At 59.0% G+C, this 16,424-nt stretch carries 18 protein-coding genes; 1 reads left to right on the top strand and 17 read right to left on the bottom strand.

Translation table 11 applies throughout. The features are described 5' to 3' along the window. Nucleotides 1-161 precede the first annotated feature (161 nt). Nucleotides 162-968 (top strand): hypothetical protein, encoded by an 807-nt coding sequence (locus NH14_RS31220; RefSeq protein WP_052148568.1) that lies wholly within the window; start codon nucleotides 162-164, stop codon nucleotides 966-968. 29 nt (nucleotides 969-997) lie between these two features. Here the strand turns inward: NH14_RS31220 and NH14_RS31215 are convergent, their stop codons facing one another. From NH14_RS31215 to NH14_RS31140, 17 genes are all read right to left on the bottom strand, one after another. Further along, nucleotides 998-1,837, bottom strand: a complete 840-nt coding sequence (locus tag NH14_RS31215) for a DNA-binding protein (RefSeq protein WP_084225982.1) — start codon at nucleotides 1,835-1,837, stop codon at nucleotides 998-1,000. A 408-nt stretch (nucleotides 1,838-2,245) separates the two neighbouring features. Next, nucleotides 2,246-3,238, bottom strand: coding sequence for a nucleotidyl transferase AbiEii/AbiGii toxin family protein (locus tag NH14_RS31210; protein WP_052148567.1), 993 nt, complete (start codon nucleotides 3,236-3,238; stop codon nucleotides 2,246-2,248). Then, nucleotides 3,231-3,518, bottom strand: a complete 288-nt coding sequence (locus tag NH14_RS31205) for a hypothetical protein (protein ID WP_237179828.1) — start codon at nucleotides 3,516-3,518, stop codon at nucleotides 3,231-3,233. The genes NH14_RS31210 and NH14_RS31205 overlap by 8 nt, the downstream gene beginning before the upstream one ends. Before the next feature lie 82 nt (nucleotides 3,519-3,600). After that, entirely contained in the window at nucleotides 3,601-3,996 is a 396-nt protein-coding gene (locus tag NH14_RS31200) for a hypothetical protein (protein ID WP_035534206.1), read from the bottom strand. Between the two features lie 149 nt (nucleotides 3,997-4,145). Further along, nucleotides 4,146-4,445 (bottom strand): hypothetical protein, encoded by a 300-nt coding sequence (locus tag NH14_RS31195; protein ID WP_237179827.1) that lies wholly within the window; start codon nucleotides 4,443-4,445, stop codon nucleotides 4,146-4,148. Nucleotides 4,446-4,534: 89 nt separating this feature from the next. Beyond that, entirely contained in the window at nucleotides 4,535-4,843 is a 309-nt protein-coding gene (locus NH14_RS31190) for a hypothetical protein (RefSeq protein WP_035534205.1), read from the bottom strand. 51 nt (nucleotides 4,844-4,894) lie between these two features. Further along, nucleotides 4,895-5,185 (bottom strand): hypothetical protein, encoded by a 291-nt coding sequence (locus tag NH14_RS31185; RefSeq protein ID WP_152617335.1) that lies wholly within the window; start codon nucleotides 5,183-5,185, stop codon nucleotides 4,895-4,897. Nucleotides 5,186-5,255: 70 nt separating this feature from the next. After that, nucleotides 5,256-5,954, bottom strand: a complete 699-nt coding sequence (locus NH14_RS33780; protein WP_152617334.1) for a prepilin peptidase — start codon at nucleotides 5,952-5,954, stop codon at nucleotides 5,256-5,258. Further along, nucleotides 5,951-7,156, bottom strand: coding sequence for a DUF1173 domain-containing protein (locus NH14_RS31175; RefSeq protein ID WP_244143508.1), 1,206 nt, complete (start codon nucleotides 7,154-7,156; stop codon nucleotides 5,951-5,953). The genes NH14_RS33780 and NH14_RS31175 overlap by 4 nt, the downstream gene beginning before the upstream one ends. 101 nt (nucleotides 7,157-7,257) lie before the next feature. Further along, a complete protein-coding gene (locus NH14_RS31170; protein ID WP_035534202.1) occupies nucleotides 7,258-7,461 on the bottom strand; it encodes a transcriptional regulator in 204 nt (67 codons plus the stop codon). Nucleotides 7,462-7,522: 61 nt separating this feature from the next. Beyond that, nucleotides 7,523-7,792 (bottom strand): hypothetical protein, encoded by a 270-nt coding sequence (locus tag NH14_RS31165; RefSeq protein WP_237179826.1) that lies wholly within the window; start codon nucleotides 7,790-7,792, stop codon nucleotides 7,523-7,525. Between the two features lie 15 nt (nucleotides 7,793-7,807). Further along, the gene (locus tag NH14_RS31160) at nucleotides 7,808-8,011 is read right to left on the bottom strand and encodes a hypothetical protein (RefSeq protein WP_035534200.1); all 204 of its coding nucleotides are present in this window, start codon (nucleotides 8,009-8,011) and stop codon (nucleotides 7,808-7,810) included. A gap of 87 nt (nucleotides 8,012-8,098) precedes the next feature. Beyond that, complete coding sequence (locus NH14_RS31155; RefSeq protein ID WP_035534199.1) at nucleotides 8,099-8,641, bottom strand: phospholipase D family nuclease; 543 nt, start codon at nucleotides 8,639-8,641, stop codon at nucleotides 8,099-8,101. Nucleotides 8,642-8,707: 66 nt separating this feature from the next. Continuing rightward, a complete protein-coding gene (locus NH14_RS31150) occupies nucleotides 8,708-14,266 on the bottom strand; it encodes a helicase-like domain-containing protein (RefSeq protein ID WP_244143509.1) in 5,559 nt (1,852 codons plus the stop codon). A 197-nt stretch (nucleotides 14,267-14,463) separates the two neighbouring features. Beyond that, nucleotides 14,464-14,769: a hypothetical protein gene (locus NH14_RS33775; protein WP_035534259.1), complete on the bottom strand. Its 306-nt coding sequence runs from the start codon at nucleotides 14,767-14,769 to the stop codon at nucleotides 14,464-14,466. A 328-nt stretch (nucleotides 14,770-15,097) separates the two neighbouring features. Beyond that, a complete protein-coding gene (locus NH14_RS31145) occupies nucleotides 15,098-15,325 on the bottom strand; it encodes a hypothetical protein (protein ID WP_035534258.1) in 228 nt (75 codons plus the stop codon). Nucleotides 15,326-15,957: 632 nt separating this feature from the next. Continuing rightward, complete coding sequence (locus tag NH14_RS31140) at nucleotides 15,958-16,335, bottom strand: surface-adhesin E family protein (RefSeq protein ID WP_035534257.1); 378 nt, start codon at nucleotides 16,333-16,335, stop codon at nucleotides 15,958-15,960. Between the last annotated feature and the right edge of the window lie 89 nt (nucleotides 16,336-16,424).

The raw sequence follows: 16,424 nt of genomic DNA, 5'->3' as shown, positions 1-16,424 counted from the left end.
AAGCGCGGAAATCAGACAAAACGCACCATTATCCGGGTAATGGTGCAAAGTAACCAAAACGCGTAAATAAAATGTACGGTTTTATTTACGCGGATGCGGCATCCGGCTAGACTGAACCGTCCGGTTTATCGCCCACAGAATTTCTGACGTTGGAAGTCCAGATGGCCCGCCCTCCCATCACCTTCACCGATACCGAGCTGCGCGGCATCCTTGCGGCGGCGGCTGACGCCGACGCGCACGCGCCCGCCTCCATGCACAACGCCGCGTTTCTCGACCGCTTCATCGCGGGCGTCGCGCGCGCGACCGGACGCCTGTACGGCCAGCCGGTCTACGTTAGGCTGCTCGATACCGCAGGCATACGCCGCCGCCCCTCCGCGCCCACGTGGTCCGCGGCGATTGCTCGCGCCCGGTCATCTCCCCTGCCCTCGCGGCAGCTTCTGGTGGCGTCGGCACCCGCACCCGATGTACATGAGGGCGCGGCGCCGGACAGCCTGACGGCGTTCGAGCGGGCACCGGCCTCGGCGCGGCCAGCAGGCGATGAGCGGGACGACGGCGAGATGACCGCGCTGAAAGTGCGTGCGCAGGTGGCCGAGGCGACGTTGCGTGATGCGTACCTGAAGGTCGGCCAGCTGGAAGCCGCGCGCGCCGACGCGCTGCAACGCGTCGCGACCGCCGAGGCTGCGGCACGCGCGGCAGAGCGCCGGCTTCAGGAAGTGATCGCAGAGAGGGAGGCGATGGCGGGCGCGTTGTCAGTCCGGATTGACGCCCTGGCGGCGGCGGAAGTCAGGCTTTCCGGCCTGGAGCGGCATCTGAAGCTTCAGACGGACCAGTTGAGGGTCGAGCTGTCCGCACAGGCGCACGACTACAAGGCGCGGCTGGACGCAGCTGAAAAGGCGCTGCAACGGGAGCGAAGCCAGACCGAGGCGCTTCGTCGGGTCTTGGGCGACCGGGGAAGCGTCGTTGAATAGGTGGGGAAAATTTCTCGTTTAGCCGAGTATCAGGTCTTCTTCAGGGCTTGCGCTTTCAGTGGTCGGCGCGTCTTCGGTCTGACGGCGGCGAGCAGATCGGCTTGCACGGTGGCATTTTCCGCGCGAAGGTTGGCCAGTTCAGTGCTCGCCTCGGTGCGCGTGTCCTTCAGTTCCTGGCGAACGCTGGTCAGTTCGGCATTCGCGTGCGTGAGTGCTTCCTCAGCCGCGGCCTGCGCCGCCTGCGCTCCTTCCAGCTTGGCTAACGCGACGGCGGACGACTGTTGCGCGTCTGTGCGCGCATCATGCTCCCGAGCAAGTTCCTGCCGAAGTTCATCAAGTTCTTTTTCCAGTCGCGGCATCGCTTCAAGCCGGAGCAGCGCTTTGGCCAGTTCGGTGCGCGCGGATTCGGCGGCTTGGCGTTCGGCAGACGCATCCTGTCGCGCCGCGTCGCGCTCGCCTTCGACTTCCCGCAGCTGGCCAGAAAGTCCAGCCTTTTCTGCGTGGACGGCTTCGAGCGACGCTGTCAAGTTCTCCACCGTCATCGCCAGCCGCTCGCATTCCCGAATCAGGTCTTCGTTTGCCTGATTTGCTAGGTCGATTTCAGCGCGAAGCTCGGCCCTTGTGCGTTCCACTTCGCTGGCAACAAACTCCACTAGCCCTCGTTGCAACCCCTGCGGCAACACAACGGGCGGCTCGGCCGGTTTGACCTGCGAGTCATCCCACGCCTTCATGAGTTTCAGGATGGTCGAGAACGAGCCTGTGCCAAGACGATCCCGGACTTCCCGCGCGGTCGGTTTCTTTCCTTCGAGTCTGATTGCCTCAGCCACACGGCTTACCTGGTCCTGGCTGATACTCGGTTCACGTGCCATAACGTTCTCCTGTTCTTGTTACGTTATGATACGTTACGTTATGCACGCGCGCAGCTATTACGTCATTCAAGCGTGTCCCGGAGTCGTTTCTCCGCTGAGTGGCGACGGCGAGTCTCGTCCGCATCGTTACGTCGCGATTCCTCAGCACGTTTCGCCGCGTCCACCATCCTTTCAGCCCGCATCAGGACCCACTGGCGCAGTGGCTTGTGTTTTGCCATCTGACGCTTGATAAACCTGCGGGCCTGCGAGTTCTCTCTCGCGCACCTGTCGAGTTCTTCCAGCCCATACGCAGTAAGCTCACTAAACATATATAGGCCGACAAGGATCGCTACTAGCACTGCGAGGCCACCCAGGATAATGAACGCCATACTTTTCCTTTTTTAGATTTCCAACGTCAGAAGCGGCCGCTTACCGCCCGAGGTTTTTTCCCGATCGGATCGTCGGTTCCCAGTCGGCGTTTCCGTAAAAATACTGCACCTTGTAGCGTTCGCCCGGATTCGGCTTGGCTTGGGCAGCGTCGATGCGATGGACGGCGACGGTATTGCGTCCGATGTCCTGGACCGCATAATCCCCGCTCACCATCAAAATCCTCCCGACGTACACGCCCTTGTCAGTGTTCATCTTTTGCGCGACGAGTCCCCGTGCGCGCAGTTCGTTCGCGATTTCGTCAGGAAAGTCAGCTGCTCCCCTGACCTGCGTTGCACCGTCGATCCGCTGTACTTCGGCCTGCAATACAGCGGTGATTCGCGGCGCAAGCTCAGGGTCCATCGCCATCGAGGCAAGCGCCTTGTCCAGTGCGGCTTCGCTGGAAGAAAGGTAGTCAGTCACCTTGCGAAAGTCCGACAGTGCGGCCGGTCCATATATACGCGACGTTTTGTCGATCGCTTCTTGCGGAATCTGGCCCCACTGATCGAGCATCATTGCGAGGTCGATGGCATCCCGATACATCACGCTGGCATCGCCCCAGCGATCCGAGTTCGCCAGCAGCTTCTCGGCATACAGATCGACACGTGATAGCGTCGGCACCGGAATGCCGGGTATGTATTGGCCGGTGAGCGGAATACGAGACTCCAGCACGAACTCCAACTTGATTGGACGTTCTCCCTCGCCGGCGCTGATGATGGTCGAAATCTTGTCTCGCTCTTTTCGGACATCGCGAAGAAGCGGAATCGGCTGCTTTGCTAATTTATTGATGTCAGTGTCAGAGACAAGACCACGGATCTGGCGGTAGCCATCAGGCGAGGCAATCAGGAAGTCGATATCGACCGATTCGCGATATTCGTTGGTGGCTAGTACGATTGCCGTGCCACCGCCGAAATAGCAACCTGCCCGCTCGAAAAGTTCGGCGTCGAGCTTTTGAAGGATGCCGATGATGTTCTGATGGTGTCTGTGGTTAAACATGAAGATGTCCGTGTCCCACTTCGTTGGTCAGCCGCTCAATCAGGGCGCGCTCGCGGCCATCGAGCGCTTTCTGGTCAACAAAGCGCCAGTTGCGCTCGTACAGGGCGAACGCGTCCTCATCGCTGAGCACATCGTCACCGGGGCGATTCCAAGCGATGAACCGGAGTTGCGGAAAATCTTTGATCCGAACCATCTTGACACTCATAGCAGAATGTGTTTTCCATAGTATGCCAAAAAGCACAGTTTCGGTCCAGGCGCCCAGGGATTCGGGTCTGATCATTCCGCATCTCCTGCGCGGCGGCGGCTCACCGAATGCGAACAGTGAACGGGAACCGTCCCGATTGCCGCTCGCCCAGTCCCAGTTAGGCAACGCCTTGCGCGTTGTCCAGAAATTCTCTGATGCCCCCCACATCGCCCACGGTGATCGCATCACCGTTACGCAACCCCAGTCGAATCGCACCGTTTTCGAGCGCGTGGGGGATGGCGTAAGCAATGCTTTCCAGGCCGATGTAGCTGGTGTGCGCTTCATAATTATCGGGAGAGCGCAATTCAACTTCGACGTGAGGCCCAAGCAGGTCCAGCAGCGTCGGGAGTGGCGCTGTGGTGAAAACATCTTCATGCTTGGGCGACCCGGCCGGCGTCAGCAACGTGATTCGTGTGGATGCATCCTTTCGCGGCGTGATACGGACAATTGTCCCTTTCACGACAAAAAGGTGTTTTTGCGGTGTGGTGTGGTTTGGTAGTTTCACCAGTTGCATCGGTTCTTCTCCAGGTTGTTTTTGCTGGCCATCCGGCCAGCGTCCGGGGCGCTTGCGCGCCAGTCTTTTTCACTTCCAACGTTGGAAGTCCATTTAAACGGTCGGGGCTCCCCGCGCAGGGAGCCATCCGACCATTGATGGTTTTAGCTTCATTGATCTGCGAACTCCAACCAGCTCGCGGCGACCTTTGCCGCAGCCAGACGCGCCGCGGCGAGCGTGTCGCCCCCGACCACCTTTTCAACAAGCGGCTCCTGCATCATGCCGCCTTCGGCAGCTACCTCGCCGTCGCCCGGTGCGAACGAAATGCCCGTCGCGATCAGCAGGCGCAAACAGTCGTCACTGTTGCCGATTACGTCCATGATTTCAGGCTTTACGCCATCCGGCAGACGACCCGCTTCGTCTCCAAATGCGGCCACAATTGCCCGCCGATTCAATTCTGTCTTGTCCATTTGTTTCCCTGCTTGTGAATAGACTGTGTCGACGGTATATCGGCATCCTGCCCTGTTGCATTAGCCGTGAACCGATACTCATCAGATTTCTAGTGTTGGCAGTGCGCTTCGTGCCGCGACTTCCATAACGCCGCGATCGCATCGCGGTTAGTCCCGAACGTATCGCCAAGCTCATAGCTGTCGCTGTCCGTGATCGCGTCATACGGCACGTTAATCGACGCACGCCACATTCCGGACGGAGCGCGCTCGTAACCTCCAATACACTCATAGCCGCCCGGAGTCGTAACGCCGACCTTGCACCGACGAAGAAGGAAACCGTTGGTCACTGCGGCATCGCCGTTGACATTGCGTTCGATGTAGAACACGCCGTCGTCAATCAGAATCAGTTGTTGGGCCATGTCAACCTTTCCTTTGGGCCGCGCCTGCCGGCGCAGCCCGGTATCCGTTGCTCAGCTGCCGGGACGCGTCTTCCGATGCACCTTTTCAAGATGCTCCAGCACTTCGATGCGCTTGTCCTCGATGCTTCGCTCTTTATCGAACATGCTGTCCTGGTTGCCGTAGATGTACCAGATTGCCTGTTCGTTCCACCTCTTCAGCTCCCGCTCATCAGGCGCTGAGCCGTGGTAAGACTCAAAGGCATTAACGCCACCCTGGACAATGCTCGCGGCAGACAATGATTTCGCGTTGTCCACGAACACATCCCTGCAAAAACTCTCCCGCCATTCGTTCACTTCGGTCACTCTCACACGGCTACCGGCCGTTTTCGGGGCGCTGACGCGCCGATGATTTGCGATCGCATGCAAGCGTTCGCTAACCCGTCACCAATCCGTATAGCGGAGTGCCGACGAGTGCCGTCAACGCGGCACCAGCCGCCAGAAACGGGCCGAACGGAATCAGGTGATCGTCACTGATCTTTCGCGACATCGCGAGCACACAGGCGTACAACCCGGCCAGGAGTACAGCAGCGGCAAGTATGTGCAGTAGTGGGCGAAAGCCGAGCCATGCGCCAATGGCGCAAGCGAGCTTGACATCGCCGAAGCCCATCCCCTCGCGCCTAGACACAACCCTGATTGACCAATATAGCGACCAGAACACTAGGAACCCGATTGCGGCCCCAAGCATGGCGTCATGTAGCGACGCGACCGTCGCCGAGGCATTCACCAGGAGCCCGACCACCACCAACGGGATCGTGATGACATCCGGCAGAAGCATGGTCGCAAGATCAATGACAGTGAGCACCACGAGGACGAGCAGGAGCACCGCCAACGCAACACCCTTCGCGGTACATCCCGCGATAGCCACCGATGCCGCCGAAAGTACCGCTGCGCCAGCCGCCGAGGCGAGCATCCACTTGCCGCGATACAGCCGTACAACGTCGGCGCACTCCGACTCGTTCGCACCGTCCGACAGGAGTGCAACTCGAGTCGCAGCTCGTGCGAGCGAAGGCACGTATCCGCCCGCACAGGCGCCTAGCACCGCAGCGCTGCCGAGCAATTGCGCCGAGGTCACTTTCGGCCCTGCCGTGCTTCAGGAGCCGGGAAAGCGGGCATTTCGTTTGCGGTGTCCCAAGTCCATGCTTCGAGCGTGCTTTCCTCCATCAGCTCGTGCAGTTGCTTGCGGTACTCGTCGGAAGACCCGTATGAGGTGATGTACATGGCGACCGGGTTGGCCGTGTCGGACAGGACCGCGCTGGCCAGCGGCGTGGTCGACGGCAGGTTATACCGCAGCCCCTTCACGAATCGCCGCTTCTGCGCGTTCAGAGCGTCCAGCAGCATCTTTTCATCGACACTTTCGTAGGGTAGCCAGTTCTCGTTGACGAGCATCAGCGACGCTTCTTCAAGCGATGCAACGCCGGCGCCGCTCACGCCGAACGTGCCGACCACTAGAAGATGCGACGACTCCGTGCCGCCCCAAAGCGCGAGCTCGTGCTCGAAGCGTTTGAGCATGCGCTTGTACAGGTCTTCGTTCATGAAGAAGTGCGCGTCGGGCAGATGCTTCAAAACCATCTTCTTTCCGAAGCGAGCGTCGCCGAGTTCCTTGACCTCGCCCACGACCATCATCAGCTTGCGCGTGCTCCCGTCTGCCTGCGCGAGCGGGTTGAAGATAGCCAGGCGGCGACGGGTTATTTCATCCTTCTTGTCTAACGAGAAGCTTTCCGGAATGTACAGAAGGTCAGCGACCGCCGCGCCCTTCGCGACCTTGTCGCTCGCAGCCTGAAGCAAGGCTTTGCGCACGACCCACCAGCTGCGCTTGTCGGCCATAGCCGGCGACCAGCGGGTCAGACCAGATTCGTCGTACAGGTAGTGCAGAAGACCACGCAGCGTCAGCTTTTTGCCATCGGTGCGCACGGTATCGTGCTCTGCCCCGCTGGGAGCTGGCGCGGCGCGCGAGCCGTTCTTGGAAAGCGCGAAATCGAATTTCAGCGTGGTCACGCCGTCCGCGAGGTTGGTCTGGATCGCCCCACCCATCACTTCGCCGAGGCCCGACAGTTCCGCGGGAGGCTCATAGGACTCGCAGGAAGTCGCGTGCTGCGCACCCGTGTGCGGCATGCGTTTGATGATGTACTGATGCCCGAGCTTCGCCACGTACATCTCGATGCCCGAGCCGCGACACATGCACAGCGGACGTCTGTCCGACCCGTAGACGGCGGCAAGCGCCTGATTCAGCCGCTGATCGTCAGGCCCGTAAGTATTCCCGGCTATTTGATACACGATTGACACTCCTTAGCTAAGTCGGGCACCCTTGTGCGCTGACTGATTTTTTTAAATCTCATCTGTCCTTGCAACCTGCCGCGCGAGTTGCTTGCCGAGCGTTACCGATGCGTGTTCCTCAGAATCTCTTCGATAAACGCCCGCGCCATGTCGGGCATCTTCCTGAAGCTACCGGAACCGTTGCCCGCGAGCCAGTTTTCGAGCGTCTTCCGACTGATGTGTAACCGGCTCGCAAACTCGTCATAAGTCATGCCCAGTGTCTTCATGGCATGGCGCAGAAACGCCTGTTGACTTCCTTCGTCCATAAACCTTCCGAGGCATCAACCGCTTGTTCAAATGCTTTCAGAAGGATTTTATGCGAGTCCCTTACCTGCGAATACCGCACGCCGTCAGATTTCCAACACAGCTACCATCGCAGGACCGACAAAAATGTCGGTCTTCAAAACCTTCGAGACGCCACGGTTCGCCACTGTCGGAACGAGTGCCAATCTCCTGTCCACGCTCGATCGCAAAGAATGTTGGCTCGCCGGCGCCACGACGGATAGCGTCGTGAATCGTTTCGGACCCGAAGGCATCGCGAAGCATATCGACCCACGCAGCCGTTTCAGGCATCGTCTCGCGCAGTGGCTTGGACATGGTCAGTTCCTGGCGTCAGCGCGGTGACGCCCCCCGCTTCGTCCACATGGCTTCAGCGAACGACCAGAGACTAAGGAATGCCGGGAACGCCACGAGCAGCCCAGCCGAACGGCCCATCAATTGCCAAAGCGGTTCGCTATAGAACGCGGAAAGTGCGACCTTGAGCAGCAATCCTCCGAGCGCGAGCCATACAACCCTGAGCGCAATGTCTTTTTTCATTACGATGGCCTCACAAGATACGGTTGATCCAGAACCCGCGTTTTCGCGGGCTATCATGATATAACTATATCACTAATCTGGAAATCTTCAATATGGCCGATAGTCCTCGCCCTTCGAGTAAATGTACTGCCAGTTGTTCAGATAAGCCCGGACGATGTCTAACTGCCCGGTAATCACGATCGCGTTCTCGGCGTTGTAGCGCGCGGCCGACGTTGTGTAGTTGTAGCTGCCCGTCTCGACAGTTTGGCCATCGATAACTGCGAATTTTGAGTGGCAAATCTGGAAAGCGCGCACGACGCGCGTTGGAATACCCGCGTTCACTAGCGCAGCAAGCGCCGCACGGCCCTTTCCTGACCGGTCTTCCTCAAGATTGCTCTTGTAGTCGACGGCTACCGCCACATCGACGCCACGCCGCTTGGCGGCAATTAGCGCCCGGACGATTTCGGGCGACGTGAACGAGTAGCCAATCAGTCTGATCGACTGCCGTGCAGATTCCAGCGTGTGCAACACGAGCGACTCCGCGCTGCCACCAGGCGAGAACCCCACCTGAATGTCGGGCGCGGCGAAAGCCGGCACGACCGGCGCGGCCATCGCAAGGGCCAGGGCGATTCGCAACAGGAGTGTTTTCATTCGAGCCTCGTTGGGTCAAGAAAGAAAATCGGGACGCTTGCGCATCCCGATTTCCAACGTCAGAAGTTAGCGTGTCAGAGACGTGTTCGGATCATTGACGCGAGCCAGAGCATGTCCAGCCTTGTAGCTCAACCGGATGTTGTCTCCGACCCTCACGGGATTCGTCTGAAGCACGTCGCCGCGATGATGAAGCAGCGCCTTGCCGTGACCGGCATCCTGCACAAGATAGTGCTCCGTCTGCGCGACAATCCGGCCTGCATACATGCCCGTATCGCGGTTCGGCATTTCCGGCGCGAGCCCCGCCGCACTCGCCTGCTGCTTTGCAGCCGCCGCAATCTGCACGACCGACTCCGCCGCATCCAGCATGTCGGCAGATGCGTACCGCTTTCCGGGCGCTGTCGCGACGGCGAGCGCCAGCTCACGATCGGACTTGATGCGCTCGATCAGACCGGCGTGTACCTCCTTGCCACCGTCCCACTCGAAAAGCCGGTCGTGGCCGCGATTGAAAAACTCGTCAGAGCGATGCGGCTCCTGCCGTCCACCGAGGTAATCTGCCGCGGCCTTGTCGATCGACTCGCGCACTTCGGCGCTGTATGCGGCCTCTCGGGCGGCACGTTCCGACGCCAGGGGATCGACGGACGCAAAGAGATCGCCGTCCTGCGCCGGCACCGATTCGATCGTCGCAGGCTCCCACGTGGAGACGTACTCGGGATCGTCCTGCATCTTGCGCAGCTCGACCATGACATCGGCATTGTTCTTCCGGAGCAGTTCGAGTTCGCGTTGCTGCGCGAACGGCTTGCCAAGCTGCTCCTTCACCTTCACCAGCTCGGCGCGATCGCGAGCAGCCTGCTCCTTTTGCTGTTCCACCACATCCTCGATAACCTCCAGGACGTTATCCATCCGCTGGACGAAACCGGTGACGCTGAATTTGTCGTCAACCGAATAGCGGAGATTGCTCGTGACGTACATTTCGGAGCCTTTCATCGCGAACTGGACATGGCGGTTGTCGGCGGTAGCGGTGACGACAAAGCCCCGATACTTGCCAATGTTCACGACCGCAGGCTTGTCGGCCCGATTCGTCGCGCGCCCTTCAATCGCGCGTTGCATACCACTGAGGACCGACTCCATGAGATGGTCCTTGCTCGACGCGTTGAACGTGTTCTGGCCCACCTTCATTTGCCACTCTTCCGTCGTGTTGGCATCACGCAGCGCAATGTCCGACTCGTAGGCGCTAACGCGCGCAGCGGCCCGGTCGTCGCCCTTCGCCAACCAATCAGCGCTCGATTCGAGCGCATGACGGTTACGTTTGTAGTTCGAGTGCAATGCTTCCAGTTTCTTTAAATCGGAACTCATCTGCACTTGCATGAAAATGAGCGGGTTGCCCGTTGCCGCGGCCTTCATTTCAGCCGCGTTCGCCGCTTCGCCGGCAACGTCCTCGATCACGCGCGAGATACCATCACCGCGTCTGAACTGCTCGATCGCGCCAGCCTTGTATTCGATGGTCTGCCACATGCGCGAATCGTAGGTCTGCTTGGTCGCGTAGCGAAGGATCTCAACCTCGAACCCGTCCGGGTCTTCCTTGTACAGTTCGTTGCCCTGCCGCACGATGCGTCCCTCGCGCTGCTCCAGATCGCGCGGACGCCACGGCGCATCGAGATGATGCTCGGCGACCAGGCGCGTCTGGACGTTTGTGCCGGCTCCCATCTTGGCGGTCGAACCGAGCAGGAAGCGGACATCGCCGCGCCGCACCTGCTCGAAAAGCTTGGCGCGCTGAAGGTCCGTCTTCGCCTCGTGGATGAAGCGGATTTCTTCGGCGGGAATGCCACGCGCGATCAGCTTCGCACGGATGTCGTCGTAGACGGAGAACTTCGCTGCTCCACGGCCCGCAAGCAACTCGTCCATCGACACTTCAGCTTCTTCCGTCCCAGGGCTATCCTGCTCATCATTTGCGCTGCCGCGATCCGCCGGAGCCGGCTGATTCGCAGTCGCCCCACGATCGAGCTTCGGCGTCGAGAGGTCACAGAAAACCAGCTGCGTGCCGCGCTTGTGGTCCCAGTGGTGGTAGATCCGCACCATCTCTTCGATCGCGGCGTTCGTCTTGCTTCCCTCGAAGTCAGGCGCGTCAGGATCGATCAGGCGGAAGTCCAGACCGGCCTTGCGCGCGTCGTTCGTGATCTTCAGCGGATTGTCCTTGCTCGGGTCTTTGGGCAGGTTCTCCATGCGATGGATGATCGAGCCTTCCGTCCAATTCGTGATGGTCGAACCGTCCGCACGGCGCACGGGCTTGCCTTCGCTATCGAGCACAGGCGTTTGTTCGCCCATGTATCGAGCCTGCAACGGCGAGCGCTCCACCACGATATTGGTTGGCTTTCCGCCCTTCACCTTCGGTACAGGGAAGCGCGTTCCGCGCTCTTCGGCCTGACGTTGCAGATCCTCCCTCGTGATAACGTCCGCAAACGAGCGATACAGGTTCGTCAGCTCCGGCACGTTCTGGAACTTCGAGAAGCGTGAGTTGAGGCGATAGTTCACGCCCGTCGCATCCAGCTCCCAACCCGTGACAACCTGACCGAACGTGCTGGCCCACGCATCGAAGTGATGGATGCCGCGCGACTTCAGCTCGTCGTACTGCATGTAACGCTGCATCGTGTAGATCTCGGCGATCGTATTGGCCACTGGCGTGCCAGTTGCGAAGTACACACCACGGCCATCATTCTGCTTTTGCATATAGCGGGCCTTGACGAACAGATCGAACGCCTTGTCGGAGCCCTGCAGGTTTCCGAGGCCCGAGATGCGCGATAGCGATGTCGTGATAAACAGGTTCTTGAATTCGTCGGCCTCGTCAACGAACATCGCATCAATACCCAGCTCGTCAAACGTCACAACGCGATCCTTCGCGCCGGTTTCCGCGGCGCGCTCCAGCTTTGCCTTCATCCTGTCGCGAGCCTTTTCCATCTCCTTGATCGTGACACGGTCGCCCCTCTCTGCTTTCATCGACAGGATTGCGTCCGTGAGGTCGTCAATCTGCTCGTTCAGAATGTCGTTAAGCATCTGCGGCGGCATGCCGATCTTCTTGAAGCTCGAATGACCGACCACCACTGCATCCCAGTCGCCAGTCGCAATGCGCGCAAACAGGCGCTCCCGATTTTCCTTCTGGAAGTCGGATTTTTCGGCAATAAGAACGTTCGCGTCGGGATACAGTTTGTAGATGTCGTCCTTCCATTGCAGCAGCAGATGGTTCGGCACGACGAACATGGCCTTTTTCGTCAGGCCCATGCGCTTGCTTTCCATCGCCGTCGCGATACAGGCGAACGTCTTGCCGGCACCTACAACGTGATCATACAGTTCGGTCCCGTCCTGAATGCCGCGCCAGATCGCATCCTTCTGATGTGGGCGAAGTTCGATCGCGCTCGATGCGCCGGGAAGCGTCAGATGCGAACCGTCATAGCGCGGAGCGACGTTCGTGTTGAAACGATCGTTGTACAGGCGCGCGAGTGTTTCACGGCGATCCTTGTCCTCCCATACCCAGTCCAGAAACGCCTGACGAATCTCGTCGCCTTTCTGGTTTGCGGCGGCAGTCTTCGCTTCGTTGGTTTTGCGAATCGGGTTCCTGTACTCGTCATAGCCGACGATGTCCTGAACCTCGATCGCCTTGTTCGTCAGGATCGACTCAACGATTTCGTTCGCAGGCGCGTCTTCCGTACCCCACGTCACGCGCATCGTCGTCTGATCACCAGCGCCCACCTTTGCGATCCACTTACCGAGCGGCGCCTGGTAGGTGACATTACGATGCACATTGCCGAGCAGATGCGTCACGAAGTCGTTGACCACGCGATCGGGCACCCACGTCGATCCCAGCTGGATCGAGATGTCGACCGGCTCGATGTCCTGGGGCTGTACGATCCTGAGTGCTTCGACGTTGCCCGCGTACCGGGCGTCAGCAAGTGCTGCCGTTTCTGCGACCTTCAGCTTCTCCTTCACGTTGCCCGTGAGGTAACGGTCGGCAGTCTCCCAGCGCTGCGATGCCGGATTTTGAAAGACGAGTCCTTGCAGCTCGCGCAGCAGCCCATCCTCGTCGCGGCCCGAAAGACGAACCATCAGGTCGAGGTCGACGCCGCCTGTCTCGTTCATCGACACGACCAGCGCGTCTTTGGCGCTCTCCACCTTCGTGACTTCACGACGCGGCGACATCACCCGCTTGGAGAAGATCGCGGCCTTCTCCGCGCTCGGCTCGCGCGGGTCCACGTTGTTTTTCTTCGCCAGATCTTTCGAGATGCCCTTGTCATAGTCTCGTTCGAGCGACTGGAGCAACGGATAGTCTGGGTCTTCGCTCATCGCCTGCCGATTGACGAGCGAGTTGACGTGCCCGTTTCGCTTCACGAACGCGTCGTAGACGACGTTGAGCTTGCCACGAAGCATCGCAAGGTCTTCTTCGCGCGCATCGTCACGCCGCTCCGCACGCATCAGGTCACGCAGAACGTTGCGGATATCCGTCATGCCTTTGATACGCTCAAGGGCTTTGTCGTTCTTGTCCGTAACAAGCTTTGCCTGAGGCACATCGAGCAGATCGTCAAGGCGCTGCGCAACCTTGCCTTTCTCCGTGACGAAGTACGCGCCGATTTTCACGGTTTCGGGCACTTCGATCGGCTCTTGTATCGCATCTGCGATCACGCGCTCTGTCTCGCGACCGACATAGACGCCCGCTGGCAATCGGATGATCGCCGCGGTTAGATCTGCTGCAAGGTCCTGCCCATCCGGTGCAATCAGCGCAGGCGTTCCGCCCGCATACATCGTGCCGGCGCGCTCCATATGCCCTAGCATCATTTCCGGCCGATCGACGTAGTACTGATTCAGCGGCATGTCATCGCCGCCGGCGATATCAGGAACGTCGACTACATCGACCCAGCTGCGGTCAGGAATTTCGCCGTCCTTCGCCTTCTTGAAGAAGACGATATCGGTTGTAACCTCTGTCAGTGCGTTCTTCTTGAACGCCGTATTGGGAAGGCGGATCGCACCGAGGAAATGAGCGCGATCAGCAATGTGCGATCGAGCGGACGAGTCGCGCGCATCGAGGAAATAGTTGGAGACGACGAACGCAGACACACCACCGTCGCGCAGCTTCTCAAGCGATTTCGCGATGAAATAGTTGTGAATCGAGAACTGCGAGATGTCGCGGTGATTGGCATCGTAGACCGACTGATTGCCAAAAGGAGGATTGCCAATGACGGCGTCGAAGTAGCCGCCAGGTATCGTGACTTCCTGAAAACCCTTGTTGATGACCGATGCAGAGGGATACAGATGCCGCGCGATCTGAGCCGTGACTGGGTCCAGCTCCACGCCAGTCACCTTCGAGTGCTCTCGAATTGCTTCCGGCATCAGCCCAACGAAATTGCCACTGCCGATCGAAGGTTCGAGAATACGCCCGCCGTCGAACCCGAAGCGCACCATCGCGCTGTGCACGGCTTCAACGACCGGCTGTGCGGTGTAGTGTGCATCCTGCGTCGAACGGCGCGCGGCTTCGTAGTCGTCCTTGCTCAGCAGCCCAGCAAGCTCTTCAAATTCAGCACGCCACTCCGTGTTGCGATGGTCGAACGCCTGCGGTATGCCGCCCCAGCCGACATACCGCACAAGGACGGCTTGCTCGTCGCGCGTCGCCGCCCTGCCTTCATCTTGCAGGGTCGCGAGCAGTCGAAGCGCGGCGATATTGTCCCGATACTTTGTTTTGGCGCCGCCTTCCCCAAGTCTGTCGGCATCGCTGATGACGTAGTCGGTCGCCGGCTCGTTCTCGATTACAGCCGGCGCAACTGACTGCGGTACGGTCGGTTCTAGCTCAGCTCGGTCGGGATGTTCGCCATCGCCAGTATTTCCGACTCGCTCACGCCCTGTGTCAGCATCTCCGACGCGTCCAGCAATGCCTCGTGTTCCAACGTCTGCTGGTCCAGCAACCGGCCCAGCAACACCACTTCGCCCTCCGTCTCCAGCGCCTTGAGTTGCTGCGGCGAGTTCAGCGCCCACCGGTCGAGGATCTTCCACGCCCGCAGATGATACGGGCCCTGGCGCACTGAAGAGATCGTATCCGGCTTCAGGACGCGTTTCGCGATGTCGAGGGGTTTCAGTTCGCCTTCCAGCATTTGGTGCTCCAGTCTGTTCGTCAATTGGGTCTGCCGCAGCATCTTCGTTGATGCGGGTTATCGCGGCAACCGTTTCGTTAAAAGTAAAGTCAAAACCAAGTTGGGCCTCATCGGCGCGTCTCTTCATTGTGGCCTTCCAACGTATGCAGAAAATTGCCCGCCTGCTACGCCGTGGCGCACACAGGTCAGATCGCGGCACAGGTGCGACCTGTACCCTTTTCCGGCAAACCAAAGCATGGTCGCCAGCCCCGTACTACATACGCGACATAATAATATAAATAAATGACGCGTGCCAAAAGTACGGGCGCTGCACCCATCACTTCCAACGTCAGAAGTCGTCAAACAGTTCCGGTCCAAGCGGTGCTAGATTCTCGCTCTTCACTAAGAACCGGCCTCGCCATCCATCCTGGCCGATCCCTTCCACCAACACACGCTGCCCTTCTCGCTTTTCCAGTACGTTCACCACGTAGCCGCGTTTCGTTTTGCTGTAGCGGCCGTTGTACCTCGCCAGTTCTCGGGTCTGTAGCTTCCGATTTCGCGATTCGATGCTGCTCATCGTTTATCCTTCGTCGTCGCGTGTACTCCGGTAACAATAGCGATTCAACAAGTAGAGCAAATGGTTCAAGGTTTCGATCTTCGAGCCACAACCCTATCACATCGGCCAGCGAAGGATTTAACTCGATCGCTGCGGCACATTGGAATCGCCTTACAGCCGATGCATGGTCGATCGGCGACAGGCGAAACCTTGTCAGCAACTCTAGACTGCTGACAAAAATGCTCGCGCCACGATCTTGCATATGCATTGCACCATCGGGTAACCGAAGCATCGCTGGAATCGATCCGTCATAGTCAAACCGTGCATTCACGACTGTAACCCAGATGGTGGCTCGCTCCGCGTGCCGATTAAATGATATATTTATATCATCATAGTTGCACTATACCCCCCCATTGAGGGGATGGCAACCCGCGTGGGATAAAAAATGTGCGTCAGAGCCCAGCTGCAGGGAAGCGGAATTAGTGAGACTGGAGCGCTTTTCGTGAGACCCTAATAACGGAAATTGTGAGGCTGCGCTGATTGGGACGGACGGATGGATCTCAGTGCGGGTTGTGAGAATTAGACCTTCCGCCAACGGGTGGGACCGAACCGAAACGATCCTTGGAATTCCTCCTGCGTCGCAGCCTGGTGCGTCACTGACAAACCCGCCGCTTGAGCAACGATGCGGCCGAACCAGGCGGGATGCTCAGCACATCCGGTTTCGCGCCATTCGTCATCGAAACGACCGCGTTCGACTCGTCGTAAAAGAGCAAGCTCGTGAACCAAACGGTCTCGTTCTTGCAATCTACGATTGTCTTTGCCATTCCATACTTCGCGTGTTTCCCGTTGTCGAGCAGTTGCGGCTGATCGTATATGTTGCGAGTCCACACTGTGACCAAGCCGCCGTCTCGCTGCAAGCTCTGCGAGTTATAGGCTTGGGTTTCTCCGCGCGCACTGGAGTACGTGACCCATTCCTGCGCGAGTGCGTGATGTGAAGCGAGCAGTAGCACCACCGTCAGCATTTTCTTCATTGCACCCCCATCGTTCGTTTGCTTTGCGGATAATTACATGGCTACAGTCGCATGGGCATTTTCCTGAACCCGCTATACGCGATCGCCGG

Origin of the sequence: Paraburkholderia sacchari (genome assembly GCF_000785435.2) — a bacterium.
Taxonomy (GTDB): domain Bacteria; phylum Pseudomonadota; class Gammaproteobacteria; order Burkholderiales; family Burkholderiaceae; genus Paraburkholderia; species Paraburkholderia sacchari.
This window is presented reverse-complemented; position numbering and strand designations above follow the sequence as displayed.